The 15,233-nt window shown below is 63.5% G+C and carries 10 protein-coding genes; 6 read left to right on the top strand and 4 right to left on the bottom strand.

All coding sequences use genetic code 11. The features are described 5' to 3' along the window. Positions 1 to 2 precede the first annotated feature (2 nt). Both ACZ5G6_RS07300 and ACZ5G6_RS07295 read right to left on the bottom strand, forming a co-directional pair. Positions 3 to 1,298: an Ig-like domain-containing protein gene (locus ACZ5G6_RS07300; protein ID WP_223936406.1), complete on the bottom strand. Its 1,296-nt coding sequence runs from the start codon at positions 1,296 to 1,298 to the stop codon at positions 3 to 5. Continuing rightward, on the bottom strand, positions 1,295 to 1,966 hold the full coding sequence (locus ACZ5G6_RS07295; protein ID WP_223936405.1) for a hypothetical protein: 672 nt from the start codon (positions 1,964 to 1,966) through the stop codon (positions 1,295 to 1,297). The genes ACZ5G6_RS07300 and ACZ5G6_RS07295 overlap by 4 nt, the downstream gene beginning before the upstream one ends. 536 nt (positions 1,967 to 2,502) lie before the next feature. On the opposite strand from ACZ5G6_RS07295, the gene ACZ5G6_RS07290 reads away from it, so the two are divergent. The 3 genes from ACZ5G6_RS07290 (at position 2,503) to ACZ5G6_RS07280 (ending at position 7,687) form a co-directional block, all read left to right on the top strand. Continuing rightward, positions 2,503 to 4,104, top strand: a complete 1,602-nt coding sequence (locus ACZ5G6_RS07290) for a glycoside hydrolase family 68 protein (protein ID WP_498690456.1) — start codon at positions 2,503 to 2,505, stop codon at positions 4,102 to 4,104. Between the two features lie 93 nt (positions 4,105 to 4,197). Further along, positions 4,198 to 5,841 (top strand): glycoside hydrolase family 32 protein, encoded by a 1,644-nt coding sequence (locus tag ACZ5G6_RS07285; protein ID WP_498690454.1) that lies wholly within the window; start codon positions 4,198 to 4,200, stop codon positions 5,839 to 5,841. 100 nt (positions 5,842 to 5,941) lie between these two features. Further along, positions 5,942 to 7,687, top strand: coding sequence for a phospho-sugar mutase (locus ACZ5G6_RS07280; protein WP_498690452.1), 1,746 nt, complete (start codon positions 5,942 to 5,944; stop codon positions 7,685 to 7,687). A 10-nt stretch (positions 7,688 to 7,697) separates the two neighbouring features. On the opposite strand, the gene nirD is transcribed toward ACZ5G6_RS07280, so the two are convergent. Then, positions 7,698 to 8,066: a nitrite reductase small subunit NirD gene (gene nirD, locus ACZ5G6_RS07275; protein WP_223936401.1), complete on the bottom strand. Its 369-nt coding sequence runs from the start codon at positions 8,064 to 8,066 to the stop codon at positions 7,698 to 7,700. A 282-nt stretch (positions 8,067 to 8,348) separates the two neighbouring features. Between nirD and nirB the strand changes: the two genes are divergently transcribed. The 3 genes from nirB to ACZ5G6_RS07260 are packed head-to-tail and all read left to right on the top strand — an operon-like array spanning position 8,349 to position 13,190. After that, a complete protein-coding gene (nirB, locus tag ACZ5G6_RS07270; RefSeq protein WP_498690450.1) occupies positions 8,349 to 10,979 on the top strand; it encodes a nitrite reductase large subunit NirB in 2,631 nt (876 codons plus the stop codon). An 8-nt stretch (positions 10,980 to 10,987) separates the two neighbouring features. Beyond that, complete coding sequence (gene cobA, locus ACZ5G6_RS07265) at positions 10,988 to 12,022, top strand: uroporphyrinogen-III C-methyltransferase (RefSeq protein ID WP_498690448.1); 1,035 nt, start codon at positions 10,988 to 10,990, stop codon at positions 12,020 to 12,022. Positions 12,023 to 12,032: 10 nt separating this feature from the next. Beyond that, the gene (locus tag ACZ5G6_RS07260; RefSeq protein ID WP_223936398.1) at positions 12,033 to 13,190 is read left to right on the top strand and encodes a uroporphyrinogen-III synthase; all 1,158 of its coding nucleotides are present in this window, start codon (positions 12,033 to 12,035) and stop codon (positions 13,188 to 13,190) included. A gap of 64 nt (positions 13,191 to 13,254) precedes the next feature. Here ACZ5G6_RS07260 and ACZ5G6_RS07255 read toward each other — a convergent pair whose 3' ends face one another. Next, positions 13,255 to 15,231, bottom strand: a complete 1,977-nt coding sequence (locus ACZ5G6_RS07255) for an APC family permease (RefSeq protein ID WP_498690446.1) — start codon at positions 15,229 to 15,231, stop codon at positions 13,255 to 13,257. Between the last annotated feature and the right edge of the window lie 2 nt (positions 15,232 to 15,233).

The raw sequence follows: 15,233 nt of genomic DNA, 5'->3' as shown, positions 1-15,233 counted from the left end.
TGTTAGCCCTTTACCGGCCCTTGGGTGGGAATCGTTGGACCAACGCTGACCACTACCCCGTTGCTGGACACGCCGTCCACTGTGGCTGTGATGGTTGCCTGGCCTTGCACGGGGCCTCCCCGTACCAAGCCATTGCTGACGGAGGCGATGATCGGGCGGCTTGACGCCCAGGTAATGACGGGCTTCCCGGATTTGCCGTCGCTGTACGTGACAGTGGCGGTCAGTTGGACGGTGGCGCCCGGTTCGACTGCGTGCGGGCCAGCAGGACCCACGACGACGGCAATCACCGCATGCTCCACCGTCACCTTCGATTGAGCTTTCCATTCCTTCCCATCAGCGTCCACGTGCTTGGCTTCGATCAGCACTTGCCCCAGGCCCCGCGCGGTCAGGAGCCCGGAGGCCGAGACTGTTGCGACCTTCGGGTTGCTGGTGGACCAGGTCACGTTGGATTCGGGTTTGGTGGACCCATCCGTGTACGAGGCAATTGCAGCCAATTGGTGGGACTGCCCTTGCTTGATGGTCAGTTCGGCGGGCTCGATGGCCAAACCGGAGAGCTTTGCCGGTGGTGGCGTGGTGACAGTGATGCGCGCAGTGGCCTGGAACCCGTCCTGGGAGGCCGAGATGGTGGCTGTGCCCGGCGCTACAGCAGTGACCAGGCCATCACCGTCCACGCTCGCTATGTCAGGATTGCGGGACTCCCAAACAGCAGTGACGTTTAGCTTCCCGAGTGAACCATCGCTGTATGTTCCCTCGGCGACGAGCGGCACTTTGCCTCCAGGGCTGGCCTCGGCATCGCCTGGAGTGATGCGCAGGGCCGTCAGCGAGGCCGTTCCCGGCGTGGTGACCTTGAGCTCGAAGCGTCCGGAGACGCCGTCGACCGTTGCTGTCAGGCCGGCGACGCCGGGCGCGACCGCCGTCGCCTGGCCATCAGCGGTGATTCCGGCCACAGCAAGGTTGTCCGAGGCCCACTCGACGCCGTCCTGCAGCGGACTCCGTGAGCCGTCGCTGTAGGTTGCTTCGGCCGACAGCTGAAGGACGGCCTCGGGGAGGAGCGAGCTGGTGGGTGCGCTCACAGCGATGGACTCCAGCACTACGGGTGGCCTGTCAAGGAGCATGCGGACCGCCACCAACCCGGCTGTCACGAGCACCGCGGCAGCGATCACCACCACCCAGGTCCGGACCAGCCTTCGCCGAACAGTGGACATTCCTTCATTCAGGGCACGCTCCAGGTCGGCGGGATGGGTCCTGGCATGGAGCGCGGCCTCCGACAACAACCGCTCCCGCACGGCGTCCCTCACGGCCGGCCTTCTTCCAACGCCAGGCGGTTGGTTTTCTCTTCGGCGGCCGCCAATGATTTGCCCACTTCCAGGGCCGGACGATCAGTCATCCCGGCAATCTCGCCAACGGTCAGATTTGCGAAGACATGAAGTACGACGGCGACCCTCTCGTCGTACGGCAACCGCGCCAGCGGACTCTGGCTGGCCTTTCGCTTCTTCTTCTGGCCATCACGGCTCTGGAGCCAGTGTTCGTGTTTCTTCAGGAGTTCGACGAAGACGCACAGTGTGTAGACACGCAACTGGGGCGTCACCGGCCCCTTCCAGGCGTTGGTGCACTGGGACCACGCCGCCTCCAGCAGGCGGCGAGCAGTTTCCGGGTTGTCGCAGAGCAAGTGGGCACAATACTCCATGTCCCCCCTTTGCCGTTCGAAGACACTGCGAAGTTCGTCTTCGCGGTCTTTGAGGGCGGGCGCGAGTTTGATGCTGGGCGATGCACCGAGTTCGATTTCCCTGATCGCAGGCATGAGGACGGCAACGGCCAAGGTCAACAGGCCTGCGCCAATGGGGAGGGCGGACAAAAGATCCGGAACCAGCCAGCCCGCCACGATCGCTGCCAAGGCGAGGATCGCGAGGACCAGCCGCACGGGAGTCAGGGAGGACCGCCAACGCCGCTTTGGTAACTCACACATGCTGCACCAGCTCACAACAGGCGGGATCCGGTAAACCCTGGTGGCTCCGGAGTCGCTACCACATTTTACGTCCATCGATTGGACATTTGAAGGCTCGGCCAGCGGCCTTCACTACCCGCCAGTAGGCCTCATCGGCCCCTGGCGCTTGAACCATTTCAAAAGTAAACACACAGCAAATTCTCAGAATAAATCTGCTTTTTCACGAAACATTTGATTCTGCTTCGAACTCGTGGCACGCGCGCGCATTGGGAATGTAAGCGCTTGCATACACATGTCTGACAACCCGTTTTGGCATCCGAAACGCGCTTTGATTTGTCCCGCGAAGCCCGTCTAGCGTGGGAGTCGTTCCGGTAAGTCGACGTGCCGGAGCCACCGCAGCGAGAACCCCACAAGGGACCGCTGCACCTCGAAACGATGGCGTCCTTCGAAGACGCCTTCAAGCGGATCGAGCGGACGCCGTAGTAGCGAGCCCCTTAACGGGGATCAGGGCATGCGCCCCACTCCACGAAGTCCAACACTCCGCGAGAAGAGCAAGCATGAACACGCACTCAACCCTTCAACGGCCGCGCCGCCGGCTGCGACAGGCAGCCGCCCTCGCAGCCGCAGCCAGCGTGGCCGGCAGCATCCTGCTGGTGACGCCGGCTGCGCAGGCCAACCTGCCGGCCGACCCGCCGTCGAGCACCATGCCGGCACCCACGCCCGGCTTCCCACTGCCCAGCGTCCACACGCAAGAGGCCTACGACCCAGCGGCCGACTTCACGTCCAAGTGGACCCGGGCAGACGCCAAGCAGATCATGGCACAGAGCAACACCAACGTTGCTCCCGGCCAGAACTCCATGAGCCCCGACGTCACCATGCCGGAAATCCCCAAGGACTTCCCCGCCATGAACGACGACGTCTGGGTGTGGGACACGTGGTCCCTGACAGACGAGAACGCGAACCAGATCAGCTACAAGGGCTGGGACGTCATCTTCTCCCTGGTTGCGGACCGCCACGCCGGCTACGGCTTCGACCAGCGCCACTGGAACGCCCGGATCGGGTACTTCTTCCGCAAGACCAACGCTGATCCGGCCAAGGACAAGTGGAACTACGGCGGACACCTGTTCCTGGACAACACGTCCATCGGCAACACGGAATGGTCCGGCTCCACGCGCCTCATGCAGGGCAACAAGATCAACGTCTTCTACACGGCCACCACGTTCTACGACGTCGCTGAGCGCAACGCAGGCGGCGGCGGCATCGCTCCGGACGCTGTCATTGCCAAGGCACTGGGCAACATCCACGCCAACCAGGACGGCGTGACCTTCGACGGCTTCCAGCACACCAAGCTGCTGGAACCGGACGGAAAGATGTACCAGAACAAGGCCCAGAACCCGGGCTTCGCTTTCCGTGACCCGTACACCTTCGCGGACCCGGCGCACCCGGGCAAGACCTTCATGGTCTTCGAGGGCAACACCGGTGGCACGCGCGGCGACTACAAGTGCAAGCAGGAAGACCTCGGCTACCGTCCGGGCGATCCTCACGCCGAGACCGTGAACCAGGTCAACACCACCACGGGCGCCTGGTACCAGACCGCAAATGTTGGACTGGCAGTGGCCGACAACAAGGACCTCACCAAGTGGAGCTTCCTGCCCCCGATCCTGTCCGCCAACTGCGTCAACGACCAGACTGAGCGTCCGCAGATCTACATCCAGAACGAAAACGGCAAGAACAAGTACTACCTGTTCACCATCAGCCACCAGTTCACCTACGCGGATGGCATGCGCGGCCCCGACGGCGTCTACGGCTTTGTGGGCAACGGCGTTCGCTCCGACTTCCAGCCGGTGAACAACAGCGGCCTGGCCCTGGGCTCCCCCACGGACCTGAACATGCCGGCCAACGCGCCGGAGGGTCCGGACCCGCGCCAGAACGGTCGTCAGTTCCAGGCTTACTCGCACTACGTACAGCCTGGCGGCCTCGTCCAGTCGTTCATCGACAACGTGGACGGCGTCCGCGGCGGCTCCCTGTCCCCCACCGTGAAGATGAACTTCCAGGGTGGCGTGACGCAGGTTGACCGCAGCTTCGGCAAGTACGGCCTCGGCCCGTTCGGCTACCTGCCCACCAACCTCCGCGTGGGCGGCGAAGGCCTCTACAAGTAGGCCGCAACACCCCCGGCCATAAGGCCACGGCGGGGGTGCGGGCTCCACAAGGGCCTGCACCCCCGCCACTCCCCAACCCCAGGATCTCTCCCCATGACTTACCCCAATCCCCGCCTTTCCCGCCGTCACCTGCTTGCGGCGAGCGCCGCCGTCGTCGTCGCCTTTTCCGCCGCAGCTTGCACTCCTGCACCGGAAAGCCCGACGCGGCCCCTCGCCCCGGGCGGGCACCGGCCGTCCGCTTCCGATCCGTGGCGACCCGCAGCGCACCTGACTGCTGAAAAGAACTGGCTCAACGATCCCAACGGCCTCGTGTACCACGACGGGACCTACCACGCTTTCTACCAGTACAACCCTCGCGGAAACTCGTGGGGCAACATGTCCTGGGGCCACTCCACCAGCAAGGACTTGGTGCACTGGGAACAGCAGCCTGTTGCCATGGAGGCGAGCCCGCAGGAGGAAATCTTCTCGGGTTCGATCGTGATGGACAAGAACAACGCGTCCGGGCTGGGGTCCGCAGAGTACCCGCCCATGGTGGCCCTCTATACCAGCGCATATGGGAAGAACGGCGCCCTCCCCCAAGGTGCCCAGGCACAGTCCGTGGCTTTCAGCCTGGATAAGGGAAGCACCTGGCAGAAGTACAAGGGCAACCCGGTCCTGAACCTGGCGCCCACCAACAACAACTTCCGCGACCCCAAGATCACCTGGTACGAGCCTGGCCGGTACTGGGTGATGACTACCGTGGTAGCGGACGCCCAGGTTGTGAAGATGTTCAAATCCACGGACCTTCTCCATTGGGACTACCTCAGTGATTTCTCGGGGGTCGGCGCCCAGGGCGGGCTCTGGGAGGTGCCAGAACTCGTCCAGATGGATGTAGAGGACTCCACCGCGAAGAAGTGGGTCATGCTGCTGAGCATCAACCCAGGTGGCATCGCCGGAGGCTCAGGCATGCAGTACTTCGTGGGCGAATTCGACGGCACCCGCTTCACGGCCGAAAACGCCGCACGCGCCGATGCCCCGCTCACCGAATCCCAGTGGCTGGACCATGGCGCCGACTACTACGCGGCAAACTCCATCTCGGGAGCACCCGGCGGCAAGCCCGTGCTCCTTGGCTGGATGGGCAATTGGGACTACGCCCAAGACGTTCCCACCACGCCGTGGCGCGGGTCCATGGCCATCCCCCGCGAACTCACATTGGTCCGGGGCCAGAAGCGGCTTGAGTTGCGATCAGCCATTGCCGCCGTGGCAAAGGAGACGCTCGAAGGCTCCGCTGGTGAGATGAAGAGCAAAAACCTCACCATCGGTCCTGATCTGCAGGATCCTAACAGGGATCTTGGCAGTGACTTCGCCGGCCGTACACAGCTGATCGAGCTGGAAATGGACCTTACCTCGGCGCGGGAGGCAGGCGTCCTCCTCCGTCAATCCGCCGATGGCAAGGCTGGACTGCGCATTTCCTATAACAAGGAAAAGCGCACTGTAAGGGTGGACCGTTCCAAGGCAGGGACCAGCAATTTCTCCGAGAAATTCAGCCCTTACCACGAGGTTGCGCTGCCCTCCTCCGGCCGCGATAGCCGGGTCCGCCTGCACATCCTCCTGGATTCCTCGTCGGTGGAGGTCTTCGCCCAGGATGGGGCGGCCGTTATTTCGGACATCTTCTTCCCGGATTGGGACAACACGGGATCTTCGGTGTTCAGCATGGACGGGGACACGGACTTCACCGTCCGCTCCCACTCCCTTTAAGGCAACGAGGGGTCAGATACGGCCCATTGCGACCAGATTTATGGGCCATATCTGACCCCGCGTTGCCTTTGATGTGGGCAATGAGGATAGTTTTGTCCCTATGACATCAAGCGATGCCGACTTTAACCAGCTGATCACCGACGCCCGCGATTGGGCTTCCCACGACCCCGACCCGGCGACGTCGGCTGCCCTTCTTGAGCTCACCGACCTCGCCAGCAGCGGTGATGCGGGAGCAGTCCAGGAACTGGGCGACAGCTTCAACGGCACCCTGCAGTTTGGCACCGCCGGCCTTCGTGCGGCTCTCGGCCCGGGTCCCAACCGGATGAACCGGGTGGTGGTGCGCCGGGCAGCGGCGGGCTTGGCGGACTTCCTGAATGAAACCGTGGCCGCAGTTGCGCCGGGTACCCGGCCACGCGCCGTCGTGGGTTTTGACGCCCGGTACAACTCGGACATTTTCGCGGAAGAGACGGCTGCGATCTTCACCGCCGCCGGGATCGAAACCTTCCTGATGCCCGCCGCACTCCCGACGCCGTTGCTCGCCTATGCGGTCAGGGCTCTGGATTGCGATGGCGGCGTCATGGTCACTGCCAGCCATAATCCGCCGCAGGACAACGGCTACAAGGTTTATCTTGGGCGGCACGCCGTGAACGAGAGTGGCAGGGGTTCGCAGATCGTGGCCCCGTACGATGCGCAGATTGCGGCGAAGATCGAGTCCGTGGGCGCGTTGGAGTCGATCACGCTTGCAGAAGACGGCTGGACTGTACTGCCCACCTCCATCGCCACTGACTACCAAGCCGCCATGGCAGGCCTGGTGGATGCAGAGCACTTCCCCGCCCGGGACCTGAAGATCGTCCTGACACCCATGCACGGCGTGGGCGGTGAGACTGCGGTGGCTGTCCTGAACGCAGCCGGTTTCGCGGACGTCACGCTTGTGGCGGAACAGGCCGAGCCGGACCCGGATTTCCCCACGGTCGCGTTCCCCAACCCGGAAGAGCCCGGCGCACTGGACCTGGCGTTGGAGGCTGCCGGCAGCTTGGGTGCGGACATTGTTTTGGCGAACGACCCCGACGCCGATCGGGCGGCCGTCGCTGCTTTGGACCCCGCTACGGGGGCGTGGCGGATGCTGCGTGGCGACGAAGTGGGTGCGCTGCTGGGCGCTCATATCGTTGCCCGCATGGCCGCAGGCGCAGGCGAAGAACCCAGGGCAGGCGTCTTCGCCAACTCGATCGTTTCCTCACGGCTGTTGTCCCGGATCGCGGCTACTGCGGGGTATGCACACGAGGAAACTCTCACGGGCTTCAAGTGGATTTCGCGGGTACCGGGCCTCACCTACGGGTACGAGGAAGCCTTGGGTTATTGCGTGGCGCCGGACCTGGTCCGGGACAAGGACGGCATCTCAGCGGCAGTGCTGATCGCGGAATTGGCGGCAACCGCAAAGGCCGGGGGCAAGACGATCTTCGACACCCTGGATGAGCTCTACCTGGTGCACGGGCTTCATGCGAGTGACCAGTTGAGCATCCGGGTGGCTGATCTGGGGCTCCTGGATGCCATGATGAACCGCTTGCGGGTCAACCCGCCTGAAGCGTTTGGAGGGTCCGCCGTCGAGGTTTTCACTGACCTCGCCGAGGGCAGCGAAGCGTTGCCGCCTACGGACGGGCTTTTGTATCTCACACGGGACCAGAGCCGCGTGATCATCCGGCCCAGCGGCACGGAACCAAAGCTCAAATGCTACGTGGAGGTCATCCAGGCCGTGGAGTCCGCGGCGGAGCTTCCCGCTGCACGCCAAGCAGCGCGGACATCCCTGGACGAAGTCCTCGGGGATGTCCGCGAGGCATTGGGCTTATAGAGGCAGGCTCTTAGAGTTCAACCTCGATGAAGCCATCCACAAGGCGGGTGGCAAAGGTTGCGAGCTTGAGGTCAGGGTCGGTGAAGCACTCACCGGTTTCGAGGTCGTAGACCTCTTTGTGCAGCGGCGACGCGATGGTCGGCCGGCTCCCGCGGGATCCGATGATGCCGCGGGCCATGACGTTGGCCAATGTCGCCGGGTCCTGCTGTGCGACTGCGAAGACTTCGCCGGGTGCGATGCGGAACAGCGCTACCTGCCGGCCATCGATGAGTGCCGCTTCGCCCCAGGCCACTTCGAGTTCGTCCACCGGGCACACACGGTGCCATTCGCCAACGGCGGCAGTAGTCAGTTCGTCGGCACGGTCCAGAATTACGGTCATTTCAGCCCCTCTCACTGTGTCCGGGCGCTGGCAATTTCCACCTGCACTCCCCCGGACCGGGCCACGCTTGCGGCCACTCTTCAAAGCTAGGGCGCGGGTGTTTCATCGGGGGTCCGCATTTGTGTCCGGTGCGTAAAAGAGACCTCACACATGGCGAAATGCGTTCGTGATGCAGAAGTTAAGATCACGAAACAAAAGGGAAACTGAAGCGAAACTGCCCGTCCGTAGGCTGAAAGCACAAGTTGCGGAGATCCGTCTGCAACATCTGCGAAAGGCCCACCAGTGACCGGACACACTTCAAGTACAGAGAACCCGCGCCGCATCGTTGTCGTCGGAGGCGGCCCTGCGGCCCACCGTTTCGCCGACGCCATGTACAACCGCGGTCTTGAAGGCTGGCAGGTTACGGTGCTGACCGAAGAGGCGCACCTTCCCTACGACCGCGTTGCGTTGAGCAAGGCCCTGACGGAAACCGACGTAGACCTCACCCTGGGCGATGCTGCCATGTGGGAGCACGAGGCTCTGACGCTGAAGACCGGCGAGCGCGCAGTCAAGATCGACTCCGTTGCCAAGAGTGTCCTCACTGCCGCCGGCAACAAGTACGAATACGACCACCTGGTGGTTGCCTCGGGTTCGGATGCAGCCCGGCTCCCGATCCCTGGTTCCGAGCACACCCACGTGTACCGCACGCTCGAGGACGTTTGGGCCATTAACAAGGCCATTGCAGAGCTTCGCGAAAAACTGGGCCGCAAGGTTAACGCTGTCACCATCGGTGGTGGCCTGCTGGGCCTTGAATCCGCCGCAGGCACCGAGCAGCTGGGTGCCACGCCGATCGTCATCAACGGTGCACCGTGGCTCATGAACACTCAGCTGGATGAAGGCGCCGGCCAGGCACTTGGCCGCCTGATCGAGGCGAAGGGCTTCGAGGTCCACGGCGGCGTCTTCCCGTCCGAAGTACTGACGGACGACGACGGCCAGGTCACCGGAGTCCTGATGGCAGACGGCCGCACCATTGATGCGGACCTCGTGATCGTCGCTATCGGTGTGAAGCCACGCGACGACCTCTTCCGCGCAGCTGAGGGCGAAGAGCAGCTGTTCAGCCTGGGCCAGCGCGGCGGCGTGGTGATCAACGATTTCTGTGCCACCGAGGTGGACGGTATCTGGGCCATCGGTGAAGTGGCCAACTTCGAAGGCATGTGCCTGGGCCTCGTTGCACCGGCAAACACCATGGCCGAGATTGTGGCCGACCGCCTGCACGGCGGCGAAGCAACCTTCCCCGGTTTCGATACCGCCACCAAGCTGAAGTTGTCCGGCGTGGATGTGGCGAGCTTCGGTGATGCCTTCGCGCGAACCGAGCACTCCCTCGAAATCGTCTATGCCGACCCCGCCCGCGGCGTTTACCAGAAGATCGTCACCACTGACGATGCAAAGACCCTCCTGGGCGGCATCTTCGTCGGCGATGCTTCCCCGTACATGAGCCTGCGCCCGCTCCTGGGCCGCGAACTGCCCGCCGAGCCCGGCGCCTTCCTGAGCGCTGCCGGTGGAGGCGAGGCTCCGGAAACCGAGCTGCCGGACGATGCAATCCTGTGCTCTTGCAACAACGTATCCGCCGGAACCATTCGCGATACCATCAACGGTTGCGGCGCCTGCGATGGCAACGCTCCAGTGCAGGAGCTCGGCGAGCTCAAGGGTTGCACCCGTGCAGGTACCCAGTGTGGTTCCTGCGTCCCCATGCTGAAGAAGCTCCTTGAAGGCGAACTGAAGAAGTCCGGCATTGAGGTTTCCAAGGCCCTGTGCGAGCACATCAGCCTGTCCCGCCAGGAACTGTTCGACGCTATCCGCGTCCTGGAACTTACCTCCTTCGAGGAGATCATGGCCAAGTACGGCACGGGTGCCGGTTGCGATATCTGCAAGCCGACCATCGCCTCCATCTTGGCCAGCCAGCACTCCGCCTACGTCCTGGATGCCGGCCGAGGGTCCCTGCAGGACACGAATGACCGCGCCCTCGCGAACATGCAGAAGGACGGCACCTACTCGGTAGTTCCGCGCATCGCCGGTGGCGAAATCACCCCCAAGGGTCTCGGCGTCATCGCAGCAGTCGCCGAAAAGTACAACCTGTACACCAAGATCACCGGTGGCCAGCGCATCGATATGTTCGGTGCCCGCCTCGAGCAGCTCCCGGACATCTGGAAGGAACTGGTTGACGCCGGCTTCGAGTCCGGCCAGGCCTACGGCAAGAGCCTGCGCACCGTGAAGTCCTGTGTTGGATCCACGTGGTGCCGTTTCGGTGTCCAGGATTCCGTGGCCATGGCCATTGCCCTGGAACTGCGCTATCGCGGCCTGCGCAGCCCGCACAAGCTGAAGATGGGTGTTTCCGGTTGTGCCCGCGAATGCGCCGAGGCCCGCGGCAAGGACGTCGGCGTCATTGCCACGGCTGATGGCTGGAACCTGTACGTCGGCGGCAACGGTGGAGCTACGCCGGCACACGCCCAGCTGCTCGCCAAGGACTTGGATGACGAAACACTGCTGAAGTACATCGACCGCTACCTCATGTACTACATCCGCACCGCCGACCGCCTGCAGCGCACCGCGCGTTGGCAGGAAGAACTCGACGGCGGCATCAAGCACGTTGAGGAGGTAGTGGTCCACGACTCACTTGGCATTGCCGAGGAGCTTGAAGCGGCCATGGCCAAGCACATCGATACCTACGAGGACGAGTGGGCTGAGACCCTGAAGGACCCGGAGCGCCTCCGCCGTTTCCGTTCCTTCGTCAACGCCCCCAACCAGAAGGACGAGTCCATCTCCTTCGTTCCGGAGCGCGGCCAGATCCGCCCCGCCACGAACGAAGAAAAGGGCGGCGTACTCATCGCCTCCACCATCCCGGTCCGCAGCGCAGCCGTCGGCGCAGAGAATTAGGGGTCCCCATGCAGCTCACCATTGATCTCACAGGCCGCGACGTCCTCGTCACCGGATCCGAAAAAGCCGCGCGCCAAGCGGTGCGCCGCTACCAGGGTGCGGGTGCCAACGTGTTCCGTCTCAGCACACCTGTTGGCGCACCTGGCGACGGACCGCTCCCTGAGCGTCCGTTCCTGGTAGCAGTCGTCGACGACGGCGACGCCGGCTGGGAGCCATTGGTGGAGCGTTGCAGCGGTGCCGGGATCCCGGTTGCCTTTGAGCCTGCGCCCGGCGCTGAAGGCCAGGTAACCCTGGTGGGCGGAGGCCCCGGCGCCTTGGATCTCCTCACGGTTGGTGCCGTGGACGCCCTGCGGGATGCCGACGTCGTGTTTTACGATCGCCTTGCTCCTTACCAGGAGCTCGCAGACCTGACGTCCGGCGAGTTGGTGGACGTTGGAAAGCAGCCCGGGCACCACAAGGTCACGCAGCGGGACATCGAGAAACTGATGGTCGAAGCTGCACTTTTGGGCAAGAACGTGGTCCGGCTCAAGGGCGGCGATCCGTACGTCTTTGGCCGCGGCGGCGAAGAAGTGGCCGCCTGTGTTGCCGCTGGCGTTCCCGTCCGCGTGATCTCCGGCGTCACGAGTGCTATCTCCGTTCCTGCCGCAGCGGGAATTCCGGTAACGCACCGCGAGGTCAGCCACATGTTCACGGTGGTTTCCGGACACGCGCCCCTGACCGAGAAGGAACACACGCACCTTGCAGGACTCGGCGGCACGATCGTGGTTCTCATGGGCATCGGAACCCTCCCGCAGCTTGCCGCCGGCCTGCGCCGCGCTGGCATGCAGGCCGACATGCCGATGGCCGTGGTGGAGCGCGGCTACCGCCCGGGCCAGCGCACCACCATCGCCGATCTGGGTACGATCGAAACGGCAGCCACCGGTTGCAGCAACCCGGCCGTGCTGGTCATAGGCGAGGTGGTCCGGGTGGCTGAAGCCAACCGTAATCATGCCGAAGCATCCGCTGAACTGAGCCGACTCGCGGCTTCGCTCCTTGAAGCCTGAAAGTAAATCAATGACTGTTGCACGTGCCCTTGAAATCCAAGACGTCACAACCGCCACGGACGTTTCAGAAGCTACCGACGCGCCACTGGACGGGTTTCGCATCGGCGTTACTTCGCACCGCCGTTCCAGGGACCTCATCGAGGCCTTGGAACGCCGCGGTGCGAGCGTGCTCCATGCCCCCGCCCTGAAGATCGCCCCCGTGCAGGAGGACATGGTCCTCATCGAGGACACCCGCACCATTATCGCCGCCAAGCCTGATATCTGCATCGCCACAACGGCCTACGGCATGCGCCGCTGGTGCGAGGCCGCGGACTCGTTCGGTATTGGCGAGCAACTCCTCGAAACGCTCTCGGCCTGCCGCATGTTCGTTCGGGGGCCCAAGGCCCGCGGTGCCGTCCGGGCGGCCGGCCTTGCCGACGTCGGAATCAGCAGTGACGAAACCACGGCGACACTCGTGGACATGCTTCTGGCGGAAGGCGTCCGCGGCAAGACCGTGGCCGTGCAGCTGCACGGCTACACCGATGTTCGCCAGCTGGAGCGCCTCCGCATGTCCGGCGCCACCGTGCTGACCGTGACGCCGTACCGCTGGGTTAAGCCCGACGGCGAGGACAAACTGCCGCGCCTGATCGAGGCTGTGTGCAACGGCAATCTTGACGTCCTGACCTTCACCAGCGCCCCCGCAGTGGACGCAATGTGGAGCACCGCGCACGAGATGGGCCTGTACCGTCAGCTCATCGAGGCGCTGAAGGGTCCTGTGACGGTTGCCGCCGTTGGGCCGGTCACCGCACAGCCACTGGTCGACGCCGGGCTGACGCCACTCATTCCCGACCGGTACCGCATGGGCGCACTGATCCGCCTGGTGACGGAGCACCTGTCTTTGAATCACGTGCGCCGCCTGGAAACCAAGAGCGCCACCATTGAACTCCGTGGGCGCTGCCTGCGGATCAATGGCGAAGTGATTGATCTTGCGCCAGCCCCGCTCCTGCTGCTCCGGGCCCTGCTCGGCGCCGGTGGTGCCGTGCTGTCCCGTGAAGCGCTCTCGGATCTCCTGGACCTCCGTGGTTCCGTGCACGCCTTGGACATGACCGTCAGCCGCCTCCGCTCTTCGCTTCCGGACGGCAAGCTCGTGGAAACCGTCGTGAAGCGCGGGTACCGGCTGCGGGCCTAGGTTTTCCGGAATCGGCTGCCCTGCGGGCTACGCAGCCTTGCTGAGCAGCACAGGAAGTCCTTGATTAACCGACGTGGACCCAGGGCCGCCTGGTGACGTCCGGTTCTGCCTGGCGCAGCACTTCACGTGTGACAGGGGCGATCTCGCCTTCACCGAGGAAGAGGAAACGGAGAAGGTTGAGCAGCGGATTGCCTTCGGTCCAACGGAAATAGATGTGTGGCATCAGCCCCGTGATGTCCCGGATGTGAAGGAGGACGGACGCGATCGTGTTCGGCACAGCTGGAGCGTGAACCTCCAGGATCCTGTAACCGTGCCGGACAACGCCCCTGACTTCCAGGGCAGTTTCGAAGTCCGAGGAATCATCCACCACCACTTCCAGGAACAGCGCCTGGTAATCATCCGGCAAGTGGCTCACTGCCATGGCGGAGTCGAGCTTTGCCCGGTAAGCCTTGGCTGTTTGCCGGAGTGGTTCGTGGGAGATGATACCAATGGGTCCGTCCTCTGCGGCTGTGACGAACTCGATGGCCTGCTGGTCGAAACTGACGTGCGTTGCATGCAGTTCGAAGGACCGCATCACGCGCGAGAGCAGCGAGATGACAATGATGCCAAGAATGAAGAATCCCGCGATCCTGATGCCTTCGGGCCGTTCAATGATATTGGCGACTGTGGTGTAGATGAATACGAATGCGATGATCCCGAAGGCGGCCGTGCGTTTTGCCTGTTTCCGCCTATTTGCCGAAAGCGTCACTGCTACGGCAGCGGACGTCATCAGCACCAGCACGCCGGTTGCGTACGCCCCGCCCTGCGCGTCAACGTTGGCATCAAACAGCAACGTGACCAGGAATGCGATGACGGCAAATACCAGCACCAAAGGACGCACGGCCTTGGCCCATTCAGGGGCCATGCCGAACCGGGGCAGGTAGCGGGGAACGAGGTTCAGCAATCCTGCCATGGCCGAGGCACCCGCGAACCACAGGATGGCGATAGTACTTAGGTCGTAGACGGTGCCGAAGGAGGGCCCAAGGTGTTCATGGGCCAGGAGGGCGAGGGCCCGGCCGTTGGCCGCGCCGCCGGGCTGGAATTCCTTCTCGGGGATGAGCACCACGGTGGTGAAACTGCTGGTGATAAGGAACGAACTCATGATCACGGCCGCTGTGGTCAGCAATCGTCGGGCACCCTCTATCCGCCCGGCCGGATGCGCCTCGGTATCCGATTCGTGGCCCTTGATTTGGGGCATCACAGCCACGCCGGTTTCGAAGCCGGACAAACCCAGCGCGAGCTTTGGGAACACCAACAGCGCGATCCCGACAGCCACGAACGGGTTGCCGTGGGATGTTGTCAGCGCTGTCCACCAATCCGCGACCGCAGACGGGTGCGTCAATACCTCGAACATTGTGGTTGCCACCACCACAACATTCAAGGCGAGATAAATCGCAACCAGGACCACGGCAACGCCGATTGCTTCCTTGAATCCCCGCAGGAAAACTGCAGCAAGCAATGCAAGCAGAATGAGTGTGATGGTGACGTTCTGGCCGTGGAACCAGCCAGGCACAAATGGGTTCTCAACGAGGTGGGCGGTGGCGTCAGCGGCTGAGAGCGTCATGGTGATCATGAAGTCCGTGGCGGCAAACCCGAGCAGGACCAGAACGAAGAGCTTGCCACCCCAACGGGGCAACATGCGCTCCAGCATGGCGATCGATCCCTCGCCCCGGTGGCTTTCCGCAGCCACGCGCCGGTACACAGGTAATGCTCCCAACAACGTAACGGCGACCAGGATGAGTGTGGCCAGAGGTGAAATCACGCCGGCAGCCAAGGCCGCGATGGCGGGCTGATACCCCAAGGTGGAGAAGTAATCTACGCCTGTCAGGCACATAACCCGCCACCACGAATGCGTCTTCTCTTGCGCCGAGCGCAGGCCGCCGGGCCCTTGGTGGGACCCTTTGGAGTCCTGGAGACCGAACAGCAGCCAAGTCCTGAACCGGACCCGGACAGACGGGCGGGGCGTGGAGGGATCTGCCGGTGGCCGGCTCATGCTGGTCATAA

This window comes from Arthrobacter sp. TmtSoilC51 (genome assembly GCF_055388015.1).
This window is presented reverse-complemented; position numbering and strand designations above follow the sequence as displayed.